Annotated in this window: 16 protein-coding genes; 8 read left to right on the forward strand and 8 right to left on the reverse strand. The window is 39.4% G+C overall.

The window, feature by feature from the left end; all coding sequences use genetic code 11:
* Positions 1-70: 70 nt before the first annotated feature.
* Positions 71-2731, reverse strand: a complete 2661-nt coding sequence (locus FHS59_RS22680) for a DUF7133 domain-containing protein (RefSeq protein WP_246388586.1) — start codon at positions 2729-2731, stop codon at positions 71-73.
* Positions 2732-3083: 352 nt separating this feature from the next.
* Positions 3084-4463 carry a purple acid phosphatase family protein gene (locus tag FHS59_RS22685; protein WP_184498589.1) on the reverse strand — a complete coding sequence of 460 codons (1380 nt, stop codon included), beginning with the start codon at positions 4461-4463 and terminating at the stop codon, positions 3084-3086.
* A gap of 381 nt (positions 4464-4844) precedes the next feature.
* Between FHS59_RS22685 and FHS59_RS22690 the strand changes: the two genes are divergently transcribed.
* From FHS59_RS22690 to FHS59_RS22700, 3 genes are all read left to right on the forward strand, one after another.
* The gene (locus FHS59_RS22690) at positions 4845-8060 is read left to right on the forward strand and encodes a SusC/RagA family TonB-linked outer membrane protein (protein ID WP_184498591.1); all 3216 of its coding nucleotides are present in this window, start codon (positions 4845-4847) and stop codon (positions 8058-8060) included.
* Between the two features lie 41 nt (positions 8061-8101).
* Positions 8102-9652: a SusD/RagB family nutrient-binding outer membrane lipoprotein gene (locus FHS59_RS22695; protein ID WP_184498593.1), complete on the forward strand. Its 1551-nt coding sequence runs from the start codon at positions 8102-8104 to the stop codon at positions 9650-9652.
* Between the two features lie 83 nt (positions 9653-9735).
* Positions 9736-10830: an alkaline phosphatase family protein gene (locus FHS59_RS22700; protein ID WP_184498600.1), complete on the forward strand. Its 1095-nt coding sequence runs from the start codon at positions 9736-9738 to the stop codon at positions 10828-10830.
* Positions 10831-10982: 152 nt separating this feature from the next.
* On the opposite strand, the gene FHS59_RS22705 is transcribed toward FHS59_RS22700, so the two are convergent.
* Positions 10983-11561 (reverse strand): phosphonate degradation HD-domain oxygenase, encoded by a 579-nt coding sequence (locus tag FHS59_RS22705; protein ID WP_184498602.1) that lies wholly within the window; start codon positions 11559-11561, stop codon positions 10983-10985.
* 482 nt (positions 11562-12043) lie between these two features.
* On the opposite strand from FHS59_RS22705, the gene FHS59_RS22710 reads away from it, so the two are divergent.
* A complete protein-coding gene (locus FHS59_RS22710; RefSeq protein ID WP_184498604.1) occupies positions 12044-12622 on the forward strand; it encodes a helix-turn-helix domain-containing protein in 579 nt (192 codons plus the stop codon).
* A gap of 25 nt (positions 12623-12647) precedes the next feature.
* Here FHS59_RS22710 and FHS59_RS22715 read toward each other — a convergent pair whose 3' ends face one another.
* The 4 genes from FHS59_RS22715 to FHS59_RS22730 all read right to left on the reverse strand — a co-directional run bounded on the left by FHS59_RS22715 (position 12648) and on the right by FHS59_RS22730 (position 17691).
* Positions 12648-14417 carry a metallophosphoesterase family protein gene (locus FHS59_RS22715; RefSeq protein ID WP_184498606.1) on the reverse strand — a complete coding sequence of 590 codons (1770 nt, stop codon included), beginning with the start codon at positions 14415-14417 and terminating at the stop codon, positions 12648-12650.
* Between the two features lie 113 nt (positions 14418-14530).
* Positions 14531-15664 carry a TIGR03364 family FAD-dependent oxidoreductase gene (locus tag FHS59_RS22720; RefSeq protein ID WP_184498608.1) on the reverse strand — a complete coding sequence of 378 codons (1134 nt, stop codon included), beginning with the start codon at positions 15662-15664 and terminating at the stop codon, positions 14531-14533.
* Positions 15665-15873: 209 nt separating this feature from the next.
* Positions 15874-16575, reverse strand: coding sequence for a phosphonatase-like hydrolase (locus FHS59_RS22725; protein WP_184498610.1), 702 nt, complete (start codon positions 16573-16575; stop codon positions 15874-15876).
* Positions 16576-16605: 30 nt separating this feature from the next.
* Entirely contained in the window at positions 16606-17691 is a 1086-nt protein-coding gene (locus FHS59_RS22730) for a zinc-binding dehydrogenase (RefSeq protein WP_184498612.1), read from the reverse strand.
* Positions 17692-18012: 321 nt separating this feature from the next.
* Here FHS59_RS22730 and FHS59_RS22735 point away from each other — a divergent pair, with 321 nt between their 5' ends.
* A complete protein-coding gene (locus FHS59_RS22735; protein ID WP_184498614.1) occupies positions 18013-19311 on the forward strand; it encodes a DUF5690 family protein in 1299 nt (432 codons plus the stop codon).
* On the opposite strand, the gene FHS59_RS22740 is transcribed toward FHS59_RS22735, so the two are convergent.
* Positions 19298-19882: a helix-turn-helix domain-containing protein gene (locus FHS59_RS22740; protein WP_184498616.1), complete on the reverse strand. Its 585-nt coding sequence runs from the start codon at positions 19880-19882 to the stop codon at positions 19298-19300. The genes FHS59_RS22735 and FHS59_RS22740 overlap by 14 nt on opposite strands.
* Positions 19883-21143: 1261 nt before the next feature.
* On the opposite strand from FHS59_RS22740, the gene FHS59_RS22745 reads away from it, so the two are divergent.
* The 3 genes from FHS59_RS22745 (at position 21144) to FHS59_RS22755 (ending at position 23311) form a co-directional block, all read left to right on the forward strand.
* A complete protein-coding gene (locus FHS59_RS22745; RefSeq protein WP_184498618.1) occupies positions 21144-21602 on the forward strand; it encodes a phosphate-starvation-inducible PsiE family protein in 459 nt (152 codons plus the stop codon).
* A 108-nt stretch (positions 21603-21710) separates the two neighbouring features.
* The gene (locus FHS59_RS22750; RefSeq protein WP_184498619.1) at positions 21711-22487 is read left to right on the forward strand and encodes a glucose 1-dehydrogenase; all 777 of its coding nucleotides are present in this window, start codon (positions 21711-21713) and stop codon (positions 22485-22487) included.
* Positions 22488-22513: 26 nt separating this feature from the next.
* Positions 22514-23311, forward strand: coding sequence for an SDR family NAD(P)-dependent oxidoreductase (locus FHS59_RS22755; protein WP_184498622.1), 798 nt, complete (start codon positions 22514-22516; stop codon positions 23309-23311).
* Positions 23312-23348 lie beyond the last annotated feature (37 nt).

Here is a 23348-nt window from a genome sequence, read left to right on the forward strand (position 1 = left end):
CCTTTTTTGATAAAAAAGAAGCCAGAATCAACGCTTGATTCTGGCTTCTTATAATTGAAAAACCTGTGTTTTATTTCTGCTGCTGTAAGAATGTAATCAAGGATGCAAGTTCCTCGTAAGAGAGTGAATTTGCCAAACCAGCAGGCATAATGGAGTTTTCCATCTCTTTTCTGCTCTTGATATTTTTCTTGTCCAAATTCGTGGCTGTACCAGTGATGTCACGGATCGTCAAGGCATCTGCAGATTCAGCAGTGACAAAACCCATGTAAGATTTGCCATCATTGGTTTCAATTAAGAAGGATGCAAAGCCCTGTGAAATAGAGGCATTTGGTTTCAAGATCGATTCAGTAATCTGATCTCTATTCATAATGGAACCGATTTGACCCATAAATGGACCTTTCATTACTTGGCCTTTTTCGATGCTATGACAAGCAATACATCCTTGGCTGGTGAACAAAGCTTTCCCTTTTACCGGATCACCCTTGATTTCTCCCATTGCCAAAATCACATCCTCGATAGAAGATTCTCCAACTTGACCTTTTTTGTTTTTGATGGCTTCCAAATCCACTTTGGTTTCTTCTACCACCACTTCTTCAGTTGCAGTTCCAAATTCAGCAATCTCCATTCTGTTTCGGTCATTCAGCCCAGCAAAGAAATTTTTCTTAGATGGATTAGAATTCTCATATTCCTGAATTAAGAAATCTTTGATTTTCTCAGATGATTCCCAAGTGATGCCTTTGTAATAAGGGCCGTGAGTATCAGGTCTAGTACTCCACCACCAGCTGCCATCATAAGGAGCTTCTTCTTGGTAAAGTCTTGAAAGTGTACTCAAAATTTCATCCTTCAATTCCTGGTCATCAGTTTTTTCATAAGCAGCCATCAAACCTTCAACGGCTTTAGGGTCATGCATGTATCGAAGTGTCCAAAGAGCCAATTTTGGATTGGTATCAATTGCTTTTACCGTAGCATCTACAGCATCTAATTCTACCAAGGATCTTACTGCTAAGTGAGGCAGAATGATATCAGAATTTGGAGTGGCATGAGGACCTTCAGTTCCTGGTTCCGGGATTTTTGCAGAAGCTGGAGCTTTGATTTCCAGCAAGGTTTCTGCCGCATCTTTCTTGCCCAATCTTCCTAAGCCTACGATTGCCGCCACCTGAACTCTAGGGTTTGCATCATGTACCGCTGCAATAAACGCATCTTCTGGAACACCAGATAAACAGCTTTTTCTATCTGCCAAAGCTCTTAGAGCGAACTCACGAACTTTATCTTCTTCGCTTAATTTCAATAATTCCTCCACGCCGCTGGCACATGCCGCCTGCGCATAAGTAAAGATTCCAGCTACTCGATTTTGCAAAGGAAGCGCTTTGTCCTGGGCGATTTTCAATGCCGCCATGGCTGCTTCATCAGCTGGTCTTTTCAATAACTCCTGCTGCGCATGAAAGCGAGTAACAGAATTTCCAGCTTTCAATAGCTCACCTAGATCTTCTACTGAAGCAGCTTTCAGATCTGGGAAGGCTTCATATTTCCAACCTTTTGGAGTTACTTTAACCACATACCCTTTTTCTGGACTTCCTTTGTAGCCAGCACCATCCCATGCAGCCAAGAACATTCTTCCAGAACCGTCCAAATCAACGTCAGTAATTTGAGAAAGCTTAATGAAGTTTTCATCTTTTTGAGTGAAACCTGGTCCATCCATGGTGACTCTATGGATGTATAATTGGCTTTTTCCCCAATCTGCCATCATAGGTACGTGATTGTATTCCACTGGCCATCTGTCATCGTCCATAAAATAGGAACCAGTACCCGAACCTCCACCAAGATCTGCTAAAGCAGGGATAATTTCGTCTGTGAAGTTCTTGAAAAGGCTTGGGTAACCAAATTCACCACTTTGTACATAATGGATAAAACGGATGTTCCATCCACCACCGTCATTGGTGTTTCCTCTGGTGTAAACATTCATAAATGGGTCTATTGCCACATCGTAAATGTTTCTAGTGCCATGAGCATAAACTTCCATTTCTGTGCCGTCAGGTCTTACACGCACGATTCCTCCACCCAACATGGTCATTTTTTTACCGGATCTATCTTCTGCTTCATGGAAACCGAAGTCGCCCACAGCAATATAAATCCAGCCATCGATTCCCATTCTGATGCCATTCGTAGCATGGTCAGTTCCTCGGCTTCTTAGAGATTCCGGAGAACAAATATTTTTAATCAGCGGGTTTGCCGGGCCATCAGCCACGCCATCCTGATCTGCATCGACGAACTCAACCAAATCCATGCGTTCTGCTTCACCGGTAGTTTCATTGAAAACTGTATGCAAAACAAAAACCTGATCTCCTACAGGCATGATACCACGAGGATTATCGGCTTTCGCAAATTCGGTTTTAGTTTCATAGACACCGTCATTGTCTTTGTCTATGAGTTTCACAATTGATCCTTTACCAGGTTCTTTGCCTAAGGAACCCATCATATCTACTCCGACAAATACTTCACCATTCGGTAAAACTGCCAGACAAGCCGGGCTAGGCACGATATCAGGACCTGCAATATTCACCATATCCAAAGAGGTACTATCAGTTTTGACAGTACTTGGATCAAATCCTGCAGGGGAATAATATTCTTTTAATTCTTGAAGATCGGCAGTGGTTGAGGTTTTGTATTTGGAGCATCCAAACATTGCCGTCAACGCCAATACGCTAAGTAATGGGAATCTTAATTTAGTCATGAAAATAATAAACGGTTACTTTTTGATCTAATGCTGGTTTTCGAGCTTTCAAATATAACTGATTCGATCCCTTTATGTCCCAAGATGCTTTGAATCCTTGTTGAACCCACTTCTTAGATGGATGAATGGTTGTGTAATCCGTATATCTGCGAAAATAATAATCAATTAATATGATTATCCGCAATGGGGCCAGTAGTTAAAGAATGAGTTAAGAATTCGCGGATAATCGTCCACCGACGACAGTCCAAGTCCGCAGCAGGTTGAAGTGTTCTTCAACCCCATTTTTCCTTGTCTACTGGTAAAAAAGCGGATATACATATCAATTAAAATTCAATACTTTCTTTCAAAAACATTAATATTCTTTCTTAACCCTTTCATCAATAGCCTTTGCTCGAAGCTCAATAAATTTATTAGGTCCATTTTCCGTTTTAATCAATTCAAAGGAATCATACAATTCGCCGATGGCTGTGTAGCTTTCAAAAAGTAAATGATCTCCATTTACAGTAATTACTTGGAAAAGCTGGGTGTTTTCCCCGCTTCGGTCTTTGGTAGCGCCTAAATCAGTCCAATCTCCTCCAACTTCATACATTTTTCCACCGCTGACTGAAACCACATAAACGGTCCCAGTTTGATCTCTGAGGTTTACGCCTTCCAACACATTTTCTCCTGGAGAAACTCTACCTCGGGCATAGCTATGGTCATGTCCCTGAAGTGCCAAATCCACATGATACTTATCAAAAATAGGTTTCCATATTTCTCTCAAGGTGGCATTGTCCCGACCGGAAGATGCAGAGTACATGGGATGATGATAGGTCACGATTATCCATTTTTGGGTGGTTTTTTCCAATAACTTCTCCAACCATTCTGCCTGTAATTCTAGATCTCGGTTACTATTCAAAGAGATGATTCGGGCGTCTTGATAATCCATGTAATAAACGGTTTCCTCCAGCCCTTCAGGTCCATTTTTGGGCAATGTGAATTGAGGCTGCCACTGCAAAGAAAGGCTTCTGATTTTTTCAGCATTTTCAAGTGAATCTTTCGCTCGATATTCATGGTTTCCCGGAGTTGGGAAAGAAGGGATCATGCTATGGATAAAACCACCTGCTGTAAACCATTCGTGCCAATCTTGCTCCTTATGTGCTGTATTGATTAAGTCGCCAGCATGGATGAAGAATTTTGCTTCAGGGGCAGTTTTGAAGCCTTCTCGAATAAGTCTAGCCCAAAGTTCCAAGATGTAGTTTTGGGCATCTCCCACATATAGGAAAGAGAATTCTTCTTCAGGTTTGTTAGAGGCAGTTTCAAATTGGAACCATTCACTCCATCTTTCACCATCACCAACTCGATAACCATAAACAGTTTCAGGTTCCAGGTTTTCTATTTCCAAAGAATGATAATGCGCCAAAACTTCTGCCGTTGCAATTCCCCTTACATCAAAAACTTCAGTTTTGGCAAGTAAGGTCTTTTTGTTTTGCCAGAATTTTGGATCTCCTGAGGATTTGGCTATTTCCACAAACCCAGAGTCTATTTCTGAATTTGTTCTCCAGGTTACTCCAATTTGACTTTCTGGATGCTCACCAAAGTTGATGATGATTCGATCTGGATAGGCACTCGGTTTACTCCAGTCTGAATGAAACTTAGGTTCTCGGTATTCTGCAGTTTGAGAAAAAGCTGAAAAAGAGCAATTGATTAAAAAGATGAATGAAAGAGATTGGAAAAGGGTCTTGAAAGTCATAAAGATTTGCGTAAAAGTCTGACCTCTAAGATATGTGGAAAATTTTCTTTCTTAAAGTGACTAGTCAATCCTAACATTTTGATAATATCTCTGTAGGATAATACATGACTTTTATACAAAATTTTGATTTCTATTTTGTTTAATATTTATATACACTATTGTTTAATATTCTGTTAATAAATTGGAAATATGGATGATGGATAATATGAATAAAAACATAAAAAATTTGCCTGTTTGATAGTAAAATGGGGTTTTGGTTAAGTTAACACGGAATTAATTCATTTTTTGATAAAACAGAATTAACTGCTTCTAGCCAGATAGAGTATAGTTTTAGTAAAATTTTAAACTTAACTATTTCTTATTCAAAACCTCTACCTTAAAATGACTGCTAAAAAAAGCATTTGGCAATGTTTGATAACAGCCTTGTTGCTGTTTATCATCAACTTTTCTTTCGCCCAACAGGCTATGGTGAAAGGAAAAGTAATTGACGCTAACAATGATCCCTTACCAGGAGCGACAGTTCTTGTGAAAGGCACTAGCCGTGGAACAGTGACAGATATCGATGGAACTTATTCTATCCAGGCCTCCGAAGGGGAAATATTGGTTTATTCCTTTGTTGGATTTGAAACCCTAGAAAAAATAGTGGGGACTTCCTCAGTGATTGATGTAACTCTCAGCGAAGGTTTGGCCCTCAATGAAGTGGTGGTGACTGCATTGGGTGTAAAGCGGGAAACCAAGGCCCTTGGTTATTCAGTTCAGGCGGTGGAAGGCGATAAGTTCACTGAGGCTCGTGAGACTAATGTGATTAATTCGCTTAGTGGTAGAGTAGCAGGTGTGCAGATAACCAACAGTTCTTCAGGAATTGGCGGATCCAGCAGAGTTACTATCCGTGGAGAATCTTCTCTGAATATCAACGCAAACCAACCACTTTTTGTAGTTAACGGAGTTCCGATCTCAAATAATATTGTTGGATCATCTGGATCTTCAAATCAGGAGGTGGATTATGGAAATGCCGCGGGTGAGATAAATCCAGATGATATTGAGACAATGACGGTTTTAAAAGGACCAGCTGCTGCAGCTTTGTACGGGTCTAGAGCTGCAAACGGTGCAATTTTGATCACTACCAAGTCAGGAAAAAATAAAAAAGGTTTGGGAATCACTATAAATTCCAATACGACCTTTGACAATCCATTGAAATTACCTGAATGGCAAAATACTTACGGTCAGGGAAATGGTGGACAATTTGAATTTGTCAATGGAGCAGGAGCAGGAATTGCAGATGGTGTAGATGAAAGCTGGGGGCCAAGACTTGATGATGGTTTGTTAATTCCACAGTTTGATTCTCCTAGAGATGTTCCAGGTTTTAGAGGCGGAGATTTAAATGCCCCTGCAGGAAGTACCATTACTCCTACACCATGGGTATCAAACCCGGATAACATCAACAATTTTTTTCAGACAGGTGTGACTTTGTCAAATAACGTTGCCCTATCTGCATCCAATGAAAACGCGAACATCCGACTTTCCTGGACCAATTTGGATCAAAAAGGTATTGTTCCAAACACGGATTTGAAAAGAAATACCATTTCCATGAATGGAGGTCTAAATCTTACAGATAAGCTATCGGTAAACTCCACGGTAAACTACCAGCGTAGCGAAAGTGGGAATAGACCAAACATCAGCTATGGAACGGAAAACCTTATGTACTTGTGGATTTGGTATGGCCGTCAGATTAATACTGCCAGTCTGAGAGATTACTGGATGCCAGGGTTGGAAGGTCAGCAGCAGTTTAACTATAACTATAACTATCACGACAACCCATACTTCAATGTGTATGAAAATACCAACGGGCAGGCGAAGGATAGAATTTATGGAAACATCTCTGTCAACTATAAATTCACAGATAAGCTAAGTCTAATGCTTCGAACTGGTTTGGATACCTATAATGAACTGAGAGATAGAAAAAGAGCATTCAGTACCCAGCGTTTTCCAAAAGGGAACTACAGAGAAGATGCGCTTTATTTCTCTGAGATGAATACCGATTTCTTATTGACTTATTCAGAGATAAACAATGATGTTTTTACCTATAGTATTGCCGTTGGAGGTAACCAGATGCGTCAGGAAAACAGATATGTGCAAACTGTTGCACCTCAGTTATTGATACCGGGGATCTATAATTTTACCAATACTGCGGTAAACCTTCAGGTGAACCAGTATACTTCTGAAAAGAGGATCAATTCTCTTTATGGTTTTGGACAGATTGGATTTAAAAATATCCTCTTCCTTGATTTGACAGGAAGAAATGACTGGTCCAGTACATTGCCGGCAGACAACAACAGCTATTTCTATCCTTCTGCAACCTTTGGTGCAGTGATCTCGGATATGGTGACTTTGCCAAAATTCTTTTCTTTCATGAAAGCGAGAGTAGCTTACGCTCAAGTGGGTAATGATACTGATCCATATAGCCTTTCTAATGTCTATAGTTCCCAAACAGCTTGGGGGTCTATTCAGGCTAAATCAGAATCGAACAGACTTTCTAATTCAGAGTTGAAACCTGAGCAAACAGGAGCTTTTGAAACTGGACTTGACGTCCGCTTTTTCAACGGAAGATTAGGTTTGGACTTCACCTATTTTGACAATAGAACCAAAAATCAAATCATCCCTATTGAGCTGGATATAGCTACTGGTTATGCCTCAAGAATCATCAATGCTGGAGAAATACAGAATAAAGGGATAGAAGTTGTTTTAAATGCCAATCCTGTATTAAGTCCAAATGGATTTAACTGGAGCTTTTTAGCAAACTTTACCCGTAATAGAGGAAAAGTACTGGAGTTGACTGAGGGCTTAAATACCTACACACTGACTGGAAGAAATGGAGCTAATATCCAAGCTCGGGTAGGTGAAAGAATGGGGAATATCTACGGTCAGGGTTTTGCCCGAGTGGAAGATGAAAACTCTGAATATTTCGGAGAGATCATTCACAATAGCACCGGAACTCCAATTACTGCTCCAGAATTAAAATACCAGGGTAATTACAACCCAGATTGGATGCTGGGTTTACAAAACAACTTCAGCTACAAAGGTATCAACCTGGGCTTCTTGTTTGATTTCAGATACGGAGGCATAGTGGTGTCAAGAACCAAAACAATCGGAAGTACTTCGGGTCAATTGGCAGAGACACTATACGGTCGTGAGACTGGATATGATCTGGAAGGCGAAGGCAATGGAATCGTTTCGCCAGGTGTGGTGCAAAATGCTGATGGGAGCTATAGTCCTAATACCTATGAGACTACTTCCAGAAACTGGCATAATACCTATTACAACAGAAGCAATGTTGAAGCGGCAAAGTATGATGCTACTTTCCTCAAGCTGAGAGAGGTGACAATAGGTTATACTATTCCTAAGTCCTTTTTAGAAAGAACTCCTTTTGAAGATGTGAAAATCTCATTGGTTGGAAGAAACCTGGCACTTTGGACTGAGAATCCTCACTTTGATCCTGAGACTTTATCAATGAGTGGAGGTACTCTTATCCCAGGTGTGGAGGATATGGCTTTTCCTTCTACGAGGAGTATGGGTTTTAATATCCATGTGAAGTTTTAAGTCCATCAAGTTTGAATCTAAAAACGCTAAAACACAAAAAAATGAATTTCAATACAAAATATATAGCAGGGATCGGATTGGCAGCGATGTTGTCTTTAAGTAGCTGTGATAAAGATTTCGAAGAAATAAACATGAATCCAAACAGTCCGGAGACGGTTTCTTCAAGTTTGCTTTTGCCTACGGTAATCAGAAATACAGCAGGTGAAATATCTGGAAAAGCCTGGGGCATAGGAAACGTGGTCATGCAACAAACTGCAAAAATCCAGTTTACAAACGAAGATCGCTACAACTGGGGGCCCGAAGGAAATCCATACGGTTCATTCTATAATTCTCTAAGGGATATCAGCAATGTAATTGAGATCTCCACAGAAGCTGGGCAAAATAACTATGTTGGTGTAGCCTTAGTTTTAAGAGCAAGTTTGTACTCATTTATGACAGATGCTTATGGAGATTTGCCATATAGCCAAGCTACAAACGCAAAGGAGGGGGCAAACTACCCTGTTTTTGATACTCAAGAGGATATCTATAAAGGAATATTAGCTGAGCTAGAGGAGGCAAATTCCCTTCTTGGAACTACTTCAGAAGGAGTAGATGGGGATATTTTATTCGATGGGGATATTTTGAGATGGAAAAAATATGCAAATTCCCTTAGATTGAGAATTTTGATGCGTCTCTCTGACCGGATGGATCCTTCTGCAGCTATGCAGGCCATTATTTCCAATCCTACACAGTTTCCGATATTCACCTCCAATGATGATCAAGCTGCATTGCAATACCTGCAAGATGTACCCAATCAACATGGATTGTATACAACTCGCTCAGGCTCTTTTGATGAGTACAGATTGAGTGAGAAGATGGAAACTGTGCTTAAAGAACTTGATGATCCTAGGTTGTTTGCCTATGCACAGCCAACCAATGACTCAGGTGCAGGAGTGATCGGCGAGGAAGATGATTATCAGGGAGTGCCAAATGGTTTAGCAGATGAACAAGCACTAGCATACTCTCCTTCTGGAGATCCACTTAAAGGAGGCTCTAATTTTATTTCCCGTGTTGGTTATTTATGGTCTTGTTCTGCATGTACTCCTTTGGCAAGTCCGATTGGTGCGCAGGCTATTTTGATGGGCTATCCTGAATTGCAATTTATTTTGGCGGAAGCAAGAGAGAAAGGGTTTATCACTATAGGTGATGCTGCTGTTTATTATAGAAATGGAATTGAGTCTTCAATTGCATATTATAAAAGCAGATATGAAATCATTAACCTTCCTCAGATCGCAGAAAAGCTGGTAATTGACGAATCCTATTTAACACAGCAAGGAGTAGCTTATACGGGTTCCACTGAAGAAAAACTGTCTAAAATAGGTACACAAAAATGGCTTGCCTTATTCTTCTCTGGGTTAGAAAGTTGGTATGACTGGAGAAGAACCGATTATCCTGAAATTACTCCAGGTCCAGCAGCATATATCAATACAGTGCCAGTTCGTTTTATGTATCCTGGAAGTGTGCAGGCACTAAATAAAGAGAATTATGAAATAGCTGTAGGACGTCAAGGTCCAGATGCTATTACTACTCGTGTTTGGTGGGACATTGATTAATTAATCCATTATCTAATTGAAATACCACCCTCTGACCTATGTCAAAGGGTGGTATTTTTACTAAATCACAAACAGATTTTATCATGTTTAAAAAATCTATCTTTTGCGCATTTTTCGGTCTTTTTCTTATTCAGACATCGAGTCTGAGTGCACAGGATTATAAAACCGAAAATATCATACTGATTACCTTGGATGGAATGAGGTGGCAGGAAGTATTTAAAGGAGCTGATTCCTTATTGGTAGATGATACCGGTATGGTCAAAGTGCCATGTTCTCTTATAGAGGATTTTTGGGATGAAAATCCAGTTGAAAGAAGGAAAATGTTGATGCCTTTTTTTTGGAATACCCTTGCAACTGAAGGCCAGATTTACGGTAACCGTGCTTTTGGAAATAAAGTGGACAACAGCAATAAAATGTGGTTTTCCTATCCGGGATATAATGAAGTGTTGAGTGGATTTGCAGATGATCAGCGTATCAACAGCAATGATAAAATCAACAATCCCAATATAACCCTTTTGGAATATCTAAACCGTATGCCGGAATTTCAGGGTAAGGTGATGGCTTTCGGTTCATGGGATGTATTTCCATTCATTGTGAATGAGGAGAGAAGTGGGGTTCCTGTTAATGCAGGATTTGATTTAGCAGAAGGAGAGAATCTTTCACCTGAAGAAATACTGACCAATAAACTTCAGTCTGAGATCCGTGGTCCATGGGGCGGTGTGAGGTTGGATGCATTTACCCAGAGTTATGCTTTGGCAGCCCTGAAGAACAAAAAACCTAGAGTGCTGTATGTTGCATATGGAGAGACTGATGACTGGGCACATGAAAATCACTACGATCAATACATCTGGTCAGCTAAACAAACAGATGTATACATTAAGGAAATCTGGGATTTTATCCAGTCTGATCCTCAGTACAAGGATAAAACTACGATGATAATCACTACTGACCACGGACGTGGAATCAGCAAAACTTCCTGGAGAAGCCATGGTGAATCTGTACCTGAAGCAGGTGAAATATGGATGGCGGCCATTGGTCCGGATACTCCGGCTAGCGGTGAAATGAAGTTACAGGGACAATGGCAATCTGCCATGATTGCGCGAACGATCTTTCAAATACTTGGATTGGATTACCCGGATACCAAAGCTGCTCCTTCCATCAAGGAAATGGTAAAATAGCTTGATGTTGTTTTTATTGACTCTAAATCCTAATTAAACTTCTTTTGATCAACACCTCTTCAGTTTTCGGAGAGGTGTTTTTTTTATATGAAATGTACAGTTTCTCTATGTCTGAGATATTTATGTGCGGTATGAAAGGCGTTTGTGTGATGTCAAGGCAGTATTCGGTCTGCCCTTTGAATGTAATCCTCCAGATCAGGTAAAGGTATATGCTCTTCTTTTGCCATCTCGTCCCAGGTGCGCATCTTTAAAGAAATTTCAAACAGAGGGTCTGTCTCAAAGGTAATCGCTTCCTGCTCTGTCATTTTACCTCCCTGAAATTCCAAGGTTTTCCGGCTAGCTTCTGAGAGTTTTTCAAAATATTCCGGTTGTCTGAAGGTTAAGTACCGCTTGGCCTGAACATGGTTTTCGACCAACTTGGCTATTTTTTCAGGAAATCCAAGGTCTCTTAAAAAGTCGGCACCGATTTTTTCATGACTGAGAACTCCGTAGCCATCCATAGATTCTGCATCTCCCTGCGTCACACATAGATGCCCGATATCGTGAAAAAATGCAGCTAAGATTACTTCATCTTCATAACCTTCCTGTTCTGCAATCTGAGCAGCCTGACTCATATGCTCGATCTGTGACACTGGTTCTCCTATGTAGTCTTCTTGACCGAATTTTCTATATAGATCAAATACCAACTCAATTCTCTCAGCTTTACTGAGCTTGATGTTATCGTTTTTCATAGCAAGTAAGTTTATATATACTAAATAAATGCTTGTGTAGAAACTTCTCAAAAAAATGCCGTTAAGGATTTGTGATTTATTCTGCAAGGGTTCGAATTCCTACTTTCACTTAGTTAAAAAAGATGTCCTGAATTAACTTATAGTTTTGAACGTTTCAGATGGGGTCTGTTCTAGTTAAAATGCTATTACCAAATCTGCTTTCAACAACCTATATCTTAACATAGATATAAAATGTTTTATTTATTTAGAATTCATTTGAAGTTTAATTTTACTAAACAAAGATGGTTGGTTTGTTAATGTTTGGGAGTTAATGCATTGCATGAAGCTCCCTTTTTTCTTGTTTTCTTGCAAATCGAATTATGATGCCCATCCCTATTTTCTGATACTATATCAAATTGTTGGATATTTCAGATGAATCTAGACTTTTATGCTTTTTTACTTTTGGATAAATGGATAGGTTAGCACTACCAAAATAACTAGACATGGAGCATGAAGTGATCGTACAGATCAGTAATAAAATTAAAAGTATCCGTAAGGAGAAAGGTATGACACTACAGGATATTGCGGATCATGCAGGAGTCACCAAAGGCCTGATTTCGCAGATCGAAAATAGCCGTACTATTCCATCTTTATTAGTGTTGATTCAGATCGTCAAAGCCTTGGAAGTTGATCTGGATTCCTTTTTCTCTGAACTTGACCTACATACAAAAGAATCCCCAATATTAATTCAGCGAAAATCAGCCTACGAGAAATTTGAAAAGGAAGCTGCAAGCGGCTATGAATATTTTCGCATCTTCACCAAGAAAGTAAAACAGAGCACCATTGATATTGTCCTATTAGAGATACAACCTGGTGCCAGCCGGGATTTCGTTCAGACTGATGCATTTGAATACAAATATATCATCTCAGGCTCTGTACGCTACCTTTTCAAAGATCAGGAAATTGACCTGGATCCAGGGGATTCTATGTTGTTTGATGGGAGGCTCGAGCATAATCCCGTAAACACAGGTGATGTGCCCGTTCAGATGCTGGTTGTCTATTTTTTTGAGGAGAAATCTTAGCATTCATAAAAGAAATGCATGAATGCTATTTGAATAGTTTAAGCTGGTCAAGCATAGCTCCTTCGGAATTATACATTCTTAACTCAAAATCTTCAGATGTGAGCGAGACAGTGAGGTAGTGGAATCCGCGAAACGTTTTGGCTGCAAATGGAATTCTATTTGGGGCAAAATCTTCCAGGTTGCCACCCATACCTCCAGTTTGAACGAAATGAATGCCCTCACTGAGATTGATCTTGTCTTCCTTCATAGGTAGTGTGCGCATGTAGGTGTGAAGATGTCCATAAAACATCACCTGTACACCATGTGCTTCCATAAGTCTAAGCAGGGGTTGAAGATTCCGGTCCCCATGTGTACTTTCTCCTTTCCAAGTATTCCCATAGTCATCTTCATCAGCAGAGTAAGGTGCATGATGCATGGAAACAAATTTCCATGGCTTTTTGCTGCTAGTCAACTCAGTTTTCAGCCATTCGTATTGTACTCCTCCAGGCTGAAGACCTTCCATATCATTGCTGTTCAACATGAAAAATTCACCGGGACCATAACTGAAATTATAATATCCGCCAGGAGAAGCTTGTCGGTGGTATTGATTGTACCAAAAGAGATCTCCTTCCCCATTTCCGGGTACGGGCATCATGGGAATGCGTGAAGTAAGAGCTGAAGTGCCGGGAAAGTATTCTTGCGTCCATTGCCAATGGTCATTTTTCTTTCCACCGTCAGTCACATCCCCCATATGAATCAAAAAGTCAGGTCGCTCATCCCATAGTTTAATTCCTATTTGCTCGTTTATCCAAGGTCTACCTTCTGTATCTGAGACTACACCAAATAAAACAGGGTTGTCCGACTCAGGTGGAGTCCTGAAAGTTAAAACTCCGGAATCCAAAGTGTTTCCAAAACTGTCTTCTGAAATTACTTGGTAAAAGTAAGCTTGGGAAGGATTAAGGTCTGAAATAGTTGCAGTAACGATGGTATTATTATCGGCAGGGAGAGATACCGTGTTTTGCAATGGTAAACTTGTTCCATACTTGATTTCTGTCTTGGCTGTCCTGTCAGTTTCAAAAGTTATCTGAATGGAACGTGGACTAGGTGAATAAAGGTAGGGCTCGGCCATAAAATGAAAGCTGACAGGAAAACGTCTTCCAGTTTCTTTTATAGCCTGATGAGCTTCGAAATTTCCTTGGATTACACTACTGCTTAATGCCTTTTGGTGAATGGAAAGATGCTTAATCCAGTCATCCAATGCCATATATGGCTCCTGTTTCAAATAGCTCTGAATCACAATAGTTCTTTCTGAAAGAGCTATTTTTTGCGTTGATATCAAAACAGCATTTTCCCAAGTTTCAAGCACTCCGTTTTGATAGGTTAGTACTAGATGCGCCCAATATTCACTCCAGGGCTTTTGTTTTATTTCCCCTTTTGAAAATTGATAGAGACCATCCCAAAGTCCAAAAACACTTGTTTCACCAATAAATACTTCAAATCCTATGGGTTGGTTTACGTGATCCAAAAGCCAAAATTCCAAAGAAAATGAAGCCAAGTCCACGGTATCTTTTAAATCAAACAAATATTGCTTGCTTACCTCCTGATTGATTTGGTGATTGGGGAAATACCTGCTTTGGTGAATTTCGTATTGATTTAGGCTGAGACTATCCTGGAAGAGTGGACTTGCTGCATTTCTTGGAAGGCCAGCATTGGGCCAAAACCATCGATCAAGAATTGGTTGATCTCCGGTTTGGGCTTTTGCCAGTTGAGGTAAAAAGAAAAGTAGGTATATCGCAAAATGGATGTAGGGCTTCATTCAATACAGGTCTGAATTGTTAAGCAATTCTAAATAAATTATGACTCAAGCATTTTAAGATCCCATTACCAAATTATCAATTGATTACATCCATAGACTTGATTTCCGATTACTTAAGAATTCAGGGTGGATGAGGTTACCTCTTCACCCAGGCCAAAAGATAATGTCATACCTGCTCCTCCCATCCCGTTGACTATAGTGACAGTATCGTCAACTCGATGCACAAATTCAGTAGCACCATTGGTCATTTTTGGGTAGATACCGTGCCAAGTACTTCCAATTTCCCAGTCTTTGAAATGGGCGAACGTTTTCAACACATTCAAGATCAATTTGTTAATGTGTTGAGTGTCAAAAGGAGTGAAATTTAATCCATATTCGTGACTGTCACCCACGGTCAGTTCTCCGGTTCCATTTTGAGATACCATCACGTGGATACCCAGGTCCAAAAGCTCTTTGTACTGTTCAGTATATACTTCCTTCAATTTTGATAGGGAAGAGGCAACTTGAAAACCTTTGTAATGTATAAAACTTAACCCGGCACAAAGTGGTGGCCCAATTCGCCAGTTTTGAGGTTGCTGCACCAATCGCATCATTTGAAGTTTACACTTGGTAATAGGTGTTGACTCAAATAATTCAGGGTATAAGGTTTCAAAATCTGCCCCACTACAGACAAATATTTTTTCCGCAGACCAGGATTTCTGTCCGCTGTAGACAGTATTCCCTTCGATCCTTGAAATGGCCCTGTTCCAAATGAAATTAACTTCTGGAAGGGTATTAAGGTAATTGGCTGTTTTAGCCACTGCCTCACGAGGATCTACGATCATCTCTTCATTTGTCCAAAGAGCCCCTTTTAATCCTTTTCCTACTGTTGCAGGACTCTTGGCCAGAGCTTCTTCGGGAGTAAGTTGCTGAGCGGAATTTTTTCCTTTCATAGCGGCTACATATTCTGAAACCACCTGTAGCTCCAGATCAGTGTATGCCAAATGCAAAGCGCCAGTCTGTTCAGCCCAAAAGCCTGCTTTTTCAGCCATTTCAAGCCAGATTTCCCGACTACGCATAGCTCTCTGGAAGCTAGGACCTTGTTCCTGACCTATAGGCCATATCATCCCAAAATTCCTTACAGATGCTCCCTGTGCTTGGGGGTGACGCTCGATAACAGTTACTTTCCAGCCTTTGGCTTGGAGAGCTCGAGTCATGGATAATCCTACGATTCCAGCACCAATTACGATTGCATGAGGTTGATTCATATTTTTAATTATTTGAAAAAAACAGTGACAGGATTTGAGAGTTGTTATTTTAACTTTTATGTATATCCGCTTTCTTACAAGTAGCAAAAGGAAAAGGGGTTTGAAGTATATTTCTACCTGCTATAGACAGTGGACTTTCGTCGTAGGACGATTATCCGCGACTTTCTAAACTCAATCTTTAACTACTTGTACCATTGCGTAGAATCATATCAATTTTTTAAAGCAATGATTTCTTTTAACTCAAGTAATGAGTCGATGATGAAATCAGGATCTGCAGTATTCAATTGCTCTGAGGTTTGAGCCCCTGTGGTCACACCTAATGTCAACCCGCATTTCGCAGATTTTCCCTCTTCAATATCTACGATAGAATCACCGACTTTTGCCACTTCTTTTTCATTGCTAATCCCACACTTTTCCATGGCTACAAAGATCATATCAGGTGCAGGTCTGCTGTTTTTCACATCATCGGCTGTAACCAAAGCATCAAATGTGATTCCTTCTTTCCAGCCAAGTTTTGTTAATAGAGAAAGTGCCGTCTTTTCGTTGTAGCCTGTATTTAAAGCTACTTTGATTCCGTTTTCTCTTAAATATTCAAACAGGCTAAGAGTACCTTCATAGGTGGTGACTTCCAGATTGGAGTAGGCTTCCTTGAGGATATTCAGAAAATCTGCAAAAGCTGTTTGAGCGTTTTTTTCAAGTTCCTCTTTGCTGGAATATGCAGGCTTCATAATATCTCTTACCGCTTGTAATTTTTCTTTTCCACCACCTACTAAAAGGACGGTTTCCAGTGAAAAGTCATGTCCCAATTTATTGATCGCTTTCTGAAGTGATTTGTAAACAACATTGTTTTCGTTTACTGTTGTTCCTGCCATGTCAAATACTACTAGGCGGATAAAGTGTTTTTCGCTCATTTTATAATGGAATTGTAAATGGTATTTCGATTAATTTGGGGTGATCCCTATTCTGTAATTCCCAGATTCATTAGCCGTTTTAAATGCTTGGTCTAGCTGGGGCAAAGGGAAGTCTTCTGCTACAAGAGACTCAAATGGAAAGGTGTGATGAGTTGCCTCCAGGAATTTAATTGCTTTAGCAAGATCTTCTGGGATATAATTATGCAATCCTTTGATTGTTATGATTCTTCTTACAATGGATTCTGCATTGATTGCAAGGTCCCGTTGGGAATATACCGCGCCAACCCAAATAGAGATCCCTCCTATATTTAATAAAGCAAGTCCTTTTTCCATTGCTTCTGCAGATCCAGAAGTGTCAATGACCACATCTATACCTCCAAAAATTTTTACTTTTTCTATAATTTCAGCTACAGAAAGACTTGCTTCGAAACCATGATTTGCTCCGAATTTCATACTGTTAGCGATACGGTCTGGGTCAAGATCCATAGAGAAAATAGTTGTCGCACCTTCATAACTCGCCATTGCACAAGCTGAAATGCCTAGCATTCCTGCTCCGATCACTAAAACATTTTTACCAGTCAGATCTCCGGCCAACCGTAAACCCCCAGCAATTGTAGCGTGAGTACAATTTAATGGTGCAGCTTCCTTTGGAGAAATTGAGGTGGGTATCTTAAAAATGTCTGTACCCTTTCTTAGGTGACAATGTGTGGCAAATCCGCCGCTTAGTACATCCTCCTCTTGGATTTTTTCATGCCCATATTTGAAAAGGTCAGCGGATTTTTGTGGAATTCCCTTAGCAGCCATTTCTCCCTCATGATCATGTGCATAGACGGACCAAGTGATCAGATCTCCTAATTCAAGTTGCTTGCCATAAAAATCCTTTGGAGGCTCTTGTGCCAGATGGATTACCTTGCCGATCATTTCGTGTCCCAAGACACTGGGAGCATGGGCACAGCGTCTTCCATAATAAGAATGTAAATCACTGGTGCAGATGGTACTATAGGTGATTTCGACGATTACTTCTCCACTAGAAAGTTCAGGAAGGTTTACTTGAAGAGCTTGAAAAGGTTTGTCTACTTCATTAAATACCATTGCTAGGGCTTGATTCTTATCCATATTTAATAGTTGTAGTCTTTTATTAAATCAAAAAAACAAGAATTGAGATGTTTGTTTCTTATGCAAATTAACTTAAATATTTTCCAATAAGGAAAATTAATTTCTTGTTTGAAAACTTAATAATCACTTAACATTCCAGGTTCAATTTTATTTTTTAGGCCTAATACCTTTGAGGCAAAAGAACATTTTTGCCTTTAAATGCAAGCAAATGAGTGCTCTTTCCATTTTGAAAAAGTAAACTGGTCTCCCAAATGGCAGGTGTCAGTAGTTTGTTTTTAAGGCTCGAAATGGTTTGTGTGTAAGAGCTTGGAATTTCCTGTTATGAAAAATTATTCTGTTTTTATTTCTAAGAACTTACCGGGCAAATCAACGATCATGTTGATGGTAGGTGCATTTTTGTGCTATACAGGTATGTATGCTGTACGAAAGTCTTTTCTAGCAGGTCAATATTCTGAAATTGACTTTTTTGGGATGGACTTTAAGACGGTCCTTGTGATTAGTCAGGTTTTGGGTTACATGTTTTCCAAATTCTTGGGAATCAAGCTTGTTTCTGAAATGACATCTACCAAAAGATCTAAGTTCTTAATAGGATTGGTAGGCTTTGCTTTACTTATGCTTTTAGTCTTTGCTTATCTTCCAAGTAATTTGAAACCTATTGCTTTGTTTCTAAATGGGTTGCCATTAGGGATGGTCTTTGGATTAGTGTTTTCCTATTTGGAAGGAAGAAAAAACACTGAATTATTAGCAGCTGCACTGAGTGCAACCTTTATTTTTTCAACTGGTTTTGTCAAAACTATTGGAGTCTGGCTGATTCAGGATTTTAATGTAGGAGAATATATTATGCCTTTTCTAACAGGTCTACTGTTCTTTCCCCCATTTCTTATTGCAGTTAAAATGCTAAGTTCCTGTGAGAATAGGTCTGCCGAAGACATCAGTCTTAGAAGTGAGCGGGTTCCAATGAATGCAAGTCAGCGGCGAAAGTTTGTAAAGGAAAATGGATTAATGTTTGGTGGCTTAGTGTTAATCTATGTCCTGCTAACTATAGTCCGAGACTTTAGAGACAATTTTATGGTCGAATTTTGGGCGGAACTGGGTATGCAGGGTAAGCCTGAGTTGATTACTTTAACCGAAATTCCTGTGGCAATAATTGTATTAATTATAGCAGCTGCAGGTGTACTGATTCGGGATAATCGTAAAGCCTTTAAATTTGGTATTTATCTTAGTTTAGTCTCCTGTATTGGAATTGTGCTTTTTACTTGGCTCTTCAAGATTCAGTTAGTACCGCCAATTTGGTGGATGATTATCAACGGTGTAGGTTTGTATTTGCCTTATATCCTTTTCCACTGTTTGATTTTTGAGCGTTTTGTTTCTTTGCTGAAATTTAGCGGAAACGTAGGCTTTCTGTTTTATACAGCGGATGCTCTGGGGTATACAGGGAGCGTAGGAGTATTGCTTTTCAAGGAATTCAGTAATTCCCAACTCACTTGGGTGAATTTTTTAGGAGACCTGAATCAAGTGACAGGCATCATCATGACATTAGTTTGTATTATGACCCTAGTGCTATTACAGACAAAAACTAAAAAAAACAGTCGATACTCAATTAGTCCTAGTTCATTGTAATAAAATATACAACGAGGAGAACAGCATCCGAACTGGATTTATTTTGTGGTACATGAGGAATATTCCCATCGAAAAACAGAGAATCTCCTTCATCTAGTTCGAGAACTTCTGATCCTAGTTCAAAGGAAATATTGCCTTTCAAAATATAGATGTATTCAAATCCAGATGTGGATACACTTGCACGCTGAGCTTGACTTTTTAGAGTGAGCAGAGAAATCTCCATGGAAGATTTTTCCAAGGGGAAATTCAATATAAGCTCGTATTCATACCCTATGGATTCCTCTTCTTTATTGACGGCAGTATAATCAGATCGTTTACGGAAGATATATCCCTTAAATTCATCTTCAGACTTGAGATCGCTAAAGAAATCGCCGATATTCAGATTTAGGGTCTGGATAATTTGAAGCAAGGAAGGAATGGTAGGTATCACTCGTCCATTTTCAATTTTCGAGATCATGGCAATTGAAATCCCTGACTTATCTGCCAGCTCACCTACTTTCCATCCAATTTCCTTGCGGATTGATTTGATTTTATTGCCGATTTGTACGGTCAAGTAATCTGAGTTTGTCATTTAATGGAATTTAGATCGAAAGTATGAATTTTTTAAATGGACAGTAGCCTTTTGGTGATTGTAATGTAGACTTATGCTATTAGATTGGGTTTAAGGGAGGGAAAGAGCCAATCCCTATTATTTGAGGAAGAGGGAATTTGAACCGTAATGGAAGAAGATTTTTATCAATTTAGCGTGGGGCCAGGATGCGGGTGGCTGCGAAGCAACCGAGCGTTAATAAACAGTCCGGTGGACTGTTTTAGCGAAGGGCCAGGTAGCGGGCAGCCCCGACGACTCGAAATGAAAGACCTCAAGCTATTTGTCTGTATTTCAAATATAGAGGTATTGACTCTATTTATCTCTTTTGGGGAGGCCAGCAGGAGAGCCTTCCTCTCCGCAGGTAAAAATCCTAACAATCTGAAATGGTGATAGTTAGGGTTTTATTTTTTAATTCAGTAGCGAAATCAGTAGCGAATTCATCTGTTTTTTGATCAAAAAAGAGCCTTTGAATAAAATTTCCAGATTATTGCCTTTTAGCTGCTCGTACTTTCGTTCGGTACGAGTGGTACGAGCTGTACGAATCGTACGAATAGTTTCAATTTCAGTTTTAAGAGGCTTCTCACGGGTTTTAAATACTATTGGTGGGCGAAATCTATCTGTAGGTCTAAAGTCTTGGAGATGGTATGAAAATGGGTTAAGAGATAAGAGATGTATTGCATAAGTAGGTTGGTGCTCTACAGAATAGATAGTTAAAAAATAATTTTGTTCTATATATTATGATTAATAAAACCCTTTTCTTTTGGGAGCCTCTAAGGTGAAGAAAATGATTTAGAATCTTTTTCTAGGTTTTGGCACGGAAAAACTGATTTTTGAGCTAATTGGTTATCCTGATTTTTGAAATTCGCACTTAATCTTCAAATGTATTATAGAGCTAAAAAACATTGTCAAACTAAATTTGATATAACCAATTAACTGAGGATAGAAGTCCGATTTGGATTAATATCACTAAATGGTTGTATTCATAGTTGAATTCCATAATAAGAAAATTGAACTGTAGAGACGTTCATATTTCGAAATTTTGATCCATTGTTAATGGAAGTTTTCGTTTTTATTGAGGGATGGCTATTGTTTGACAAAAAATTCAAATAAATAAAAAAAAATAAATTTTTTTTTATTTATTTGAATATATCTGTGTGTCATCGTAAATGTAAACTCACTAACAATTGAGATAAATGAAAAATTGAATTCTTTGAAATTTTAATTATCAAAACCGATCAACAAGATGAAAATTGTTTCTTCCCTTATACATCTAACCATCCGTATATTGATAGGTTTTTTAATTGTGCTATTGGTTGTGAGTATTTTAGAACTTGGAGGATTAATCATTAGGGTAATTCTTTCAAGTGATGCAATTTTAAATTTTAGCGAAAACGTTTTAAATAAAAATAGACTGTTTCTATCTAAAGTTCAGGGCTTGATTTCTGCGGTGTTGTTGATCACTATTCTGGTGGAACTTATTTTGTCTTTAGTGGAATACTTAAAAGAAGGAAGTGCAAACTATGTGAAAATCATTGTAGAAATCGCGCTTATAGCTTTACTTAGACACCTGCTCGGGATAGATGTAGAGCATGTTGAAACAGAAACATTATTTGGTATTTCTTCACTCCTTTTGGTTTTAGGAGGATTTTATTATTTACTCAAAAAACTTCCTATTGACGAGAATAATCTTACCAAAAAATAAAGTTTGGTATAAATGAAAATCTATTAAAGAACTATAAATAATTTAAAAATTTAAAAAAAAAATTTTTTTTAAATTCAGTTAAAGTTTGACAGATTAAATATCTCTACCATGGAAATCAATAACTTATTCAACCTGAAAGGAAAAATCGCCATAGTGACAGGGGGGGGGAATGGAATCGGAAAATCATGTGCGCTGTATTTAGCAAATGCCGGAGCTTCGCTGGCCGTAAGTGACCTGAAGCTGGAAGATGCACAAGCAGTAGCCGATGAAATCAATGCTGGGGGTGGTAAAGCCATAGCAGTAGAATGTAATGTAACTGAGGATACCCATCTGGTTAAGCTTGTGGAGAAGACAACATCAGAATTGGGAGGTGTCCATATTTTGGTTAACAATGCTGGTGGCGGGGGAGGAGGTAGAGAAAGCCCTTATAAAATCTCAGTTGATGATTTTGCATGGAGATTTAAACTCAATGTTTATTCCGCATGGAGACTTTCACAACTCTGTGCTCCTTATATGAAAGAGGCCGGCTATGGATCCATCATCAACATCACTTCGATGGCAAGTATCAATATCAGCCCAAATATGAGTGCCTATGCATCCTCAAAAGCAGCATTGAACCACATGACGGCAAATTTGGCCATGGACTATGGGGTGGACAAAATCAGAGTTAATGCCGTTGGACCAGGTGCTACAAAGACCGCTGCCTTGGCTTCGGTTCTTACTCCTGAAATTGAAGCCAAAATGCTTGCCCATACACCGATCAAGCGACTTGGAGACGTGGAAGATATCGCTGGTGCTGTATTATATTTTGCTTCTCCTGTTTCAGAATGGGTTAGCGGTCAGGTGATTTTTGTCAATGGCGGTGGTGTTCAAACCTTAGATTAACTCTCAACTTTTAATATTCTATTACTATGTCAACAATTGAAAAGCTTTTTTCCTTTGAAGGAAAAGTAATAATCATTACAGGAGCAGCAGGAGCTATCGGAAGCACTGCCGGCCATTTGTTTGCTTCTTTGGGAGCCAATGTAGTTATCTCTGATCTCAATGAAGAAGGTGCGATAAAAGTCGCCAAAGAAATTGAGAAAGAAAGCGGAAAAGCAACTTTGGGAATAAAAACAGATGCTACCAATGAGGAGGATTTAGAAAAATTAGTCTCGGAAACCATTAAGAAATTCGGCAAAATCAGTGGCCTCATCAATAATGTCGGATGGGGCGCCAATACACCTATATGGGAATCCAATTCAGAAAAAATGGTCAAATCATATTTGCTCAATACTGTTGGCTCATACAATTTGACAAAGATGTGTATGCCCTATCTCGAAAAAGAGCCCAATGCCTCTGTCGTTTTTTCAGGATCCCTTGTTGGCGTATCTCCTTCTCCCGAATTCATTGAATATAGCACGGCAAAAGCAGGGCTGATGAATATGGTCAGAAGTATGGCTGTCATTTCGGGTCCACGTGTAAGGTTCAATACTGTTTTGATTGGTTCCGTAGACAATGGGGACAGCACATTGGCAGCTGGCTACACGCCCGAAATGCTTAAAGCCCTTTCGGATATGTTTGTAATGAAGCGCCGAGGTACTCCTGTTGAAATAGCTTACGGCATGATGTTTTTGATGAGTGATGCTGCCCAATGGATTACAGGTATTGACCTGAGAATCGATGGAGGTGGAAGCTACAAAAGCAAAATGCCTAAAAAGGAAGATTAAACGATAAGATCAAAAGCATGGGTGCCAGCGCATTCAT

This window comes from Algoriphagus iocasae, from assembly GCF_014206875.1.
In the GTDB taxonomy this organism is placed as follows: Bacteria; Bacteroidota; Bacteroidia; order Cytophagales; family Cyclobacteriaceae; genus Algoriphagus; species Algoriphagus iocasae.

What these genes read in the sequence shown, in the direction of transcription:
- FHS59_RS22705 (WP_184498602.1), bottom strand. Translation starts at nt 11,561, where the DNA reads ATGAAAAACGATAACATCAAGCTCAGTAAAGCTGAGAGAATTGAGTTG.
- FHS59_RS22730 (WP_184498612.1), bottom strand. Translation starts at nt 17,691, where the DNA reads ATGGATAAGAATCAAGCCCTAGCAATGGTATTTAATGAAGTAGACAAA.
- FHS59_RS22710 (WP_184498604.1), top strand. Translation starts at nt 12,044, where the DNA reads ATGGAGCATGAAGTGATCGTACAGATCAGTAATAAAATTAAAAGTATC.
- FHS59_RS22690 (WP_184498591.1), top strand. Translation starts at nt 4,845, where the DNA reads ATGACTGCTAAAAAAAGCATTTGGCAATGTTTGATAACAGCCTTGTTG.
- FHS59_RS22745 (WP_184498618.1), top strand. Translation starts at nt 21,144, where the DNA reads ATGAAAATTGTTTCTTCCCTTATACATCTAACCATCCGTATATTGATA.
- FHS59_RS22750 (WP_184498619.1), top strand. Translation starts at nt 21,711, where the DNA reads ATGGAAATCAATAACTTATTCAACCTGAAAGGAAAAATCGCCATAGTG.
- FHS59_RS22700 (WP_184498600.1), top strand. Translation starts at nt 9,736, where the DNA reads ATGTTTAAAAAATCTATCTTTTGCGCATTTTTCGGTCTTTTTCTTATT.
- FHS59_RS22715 (WP_184498606.1), bottom strand. Translation starts at nt 14,417, where the DNA reads ATGAAGCCCTACATCCATTTTGCGATATACCTACTTTTCTTTTTACCT.
- FHS59_RS22680 (WP_246388586.1), bottom strand. Translation starts at nt 2,731, where the DNA reads ATGACTAAATTAAGATTCCCATTACTTAGCGTATTGGCGTTGACGGCA.
- FHS59_RS22755 (WP_184498622.1), top strand. Translation starts at nt 22,514, where the DNA reads ATGTCAACAATTGAAAAGCTTTTTTCCTTTGAAGGAAAAGTAATAATC.
- FHS59_RS22720 (WP_184498608.1), bottom strand. Translation starts at nt 15,664, where the DNA reads ATGAATCAACCTCATGCAATCGTAATTGGTGCTGGAATCGTAGGATTA.
- FHS59_RS22695 (WP_184498593.1), top strand. Translation starts at nt 8,102, where the DNA reads ATGAATTTCAATACAAAATATATAGCAGGGATCGGATTGGCAGCGATG.
- FHS59_RS22725 (WP_184498610.1), bottom strand. Translation starts at nt 16,575, where the DNA reads ATGAGCGAAAAACACTTTATCCGCCTAGTAGTATTTGACATGGCAGGA.
- FHS59_RS22735 (WP_184498614.1), top strand. Translation starts at nt 18,013, where the DNA reads ATGAAAAATTATTCTGTTTTTATTTCTAAGAACTTACCGGGCAAATCA.
- FHS59_RS22740 (WP_184498616.1), bottom strand. Translation starts at nt 19,882, where the DNA reads ATGACAAACTCAGATTACTTGACCGTACAAATCGGCAATAAAATCAAA.
- FHS59_RS22685 (WP_184498589.1), bottom strand. Translation starts at nt 4,463, where the DNA reads ATGACTTTCAAGACCCTTTTCCAATCTCTTTCATTCATCTTTTTAATC.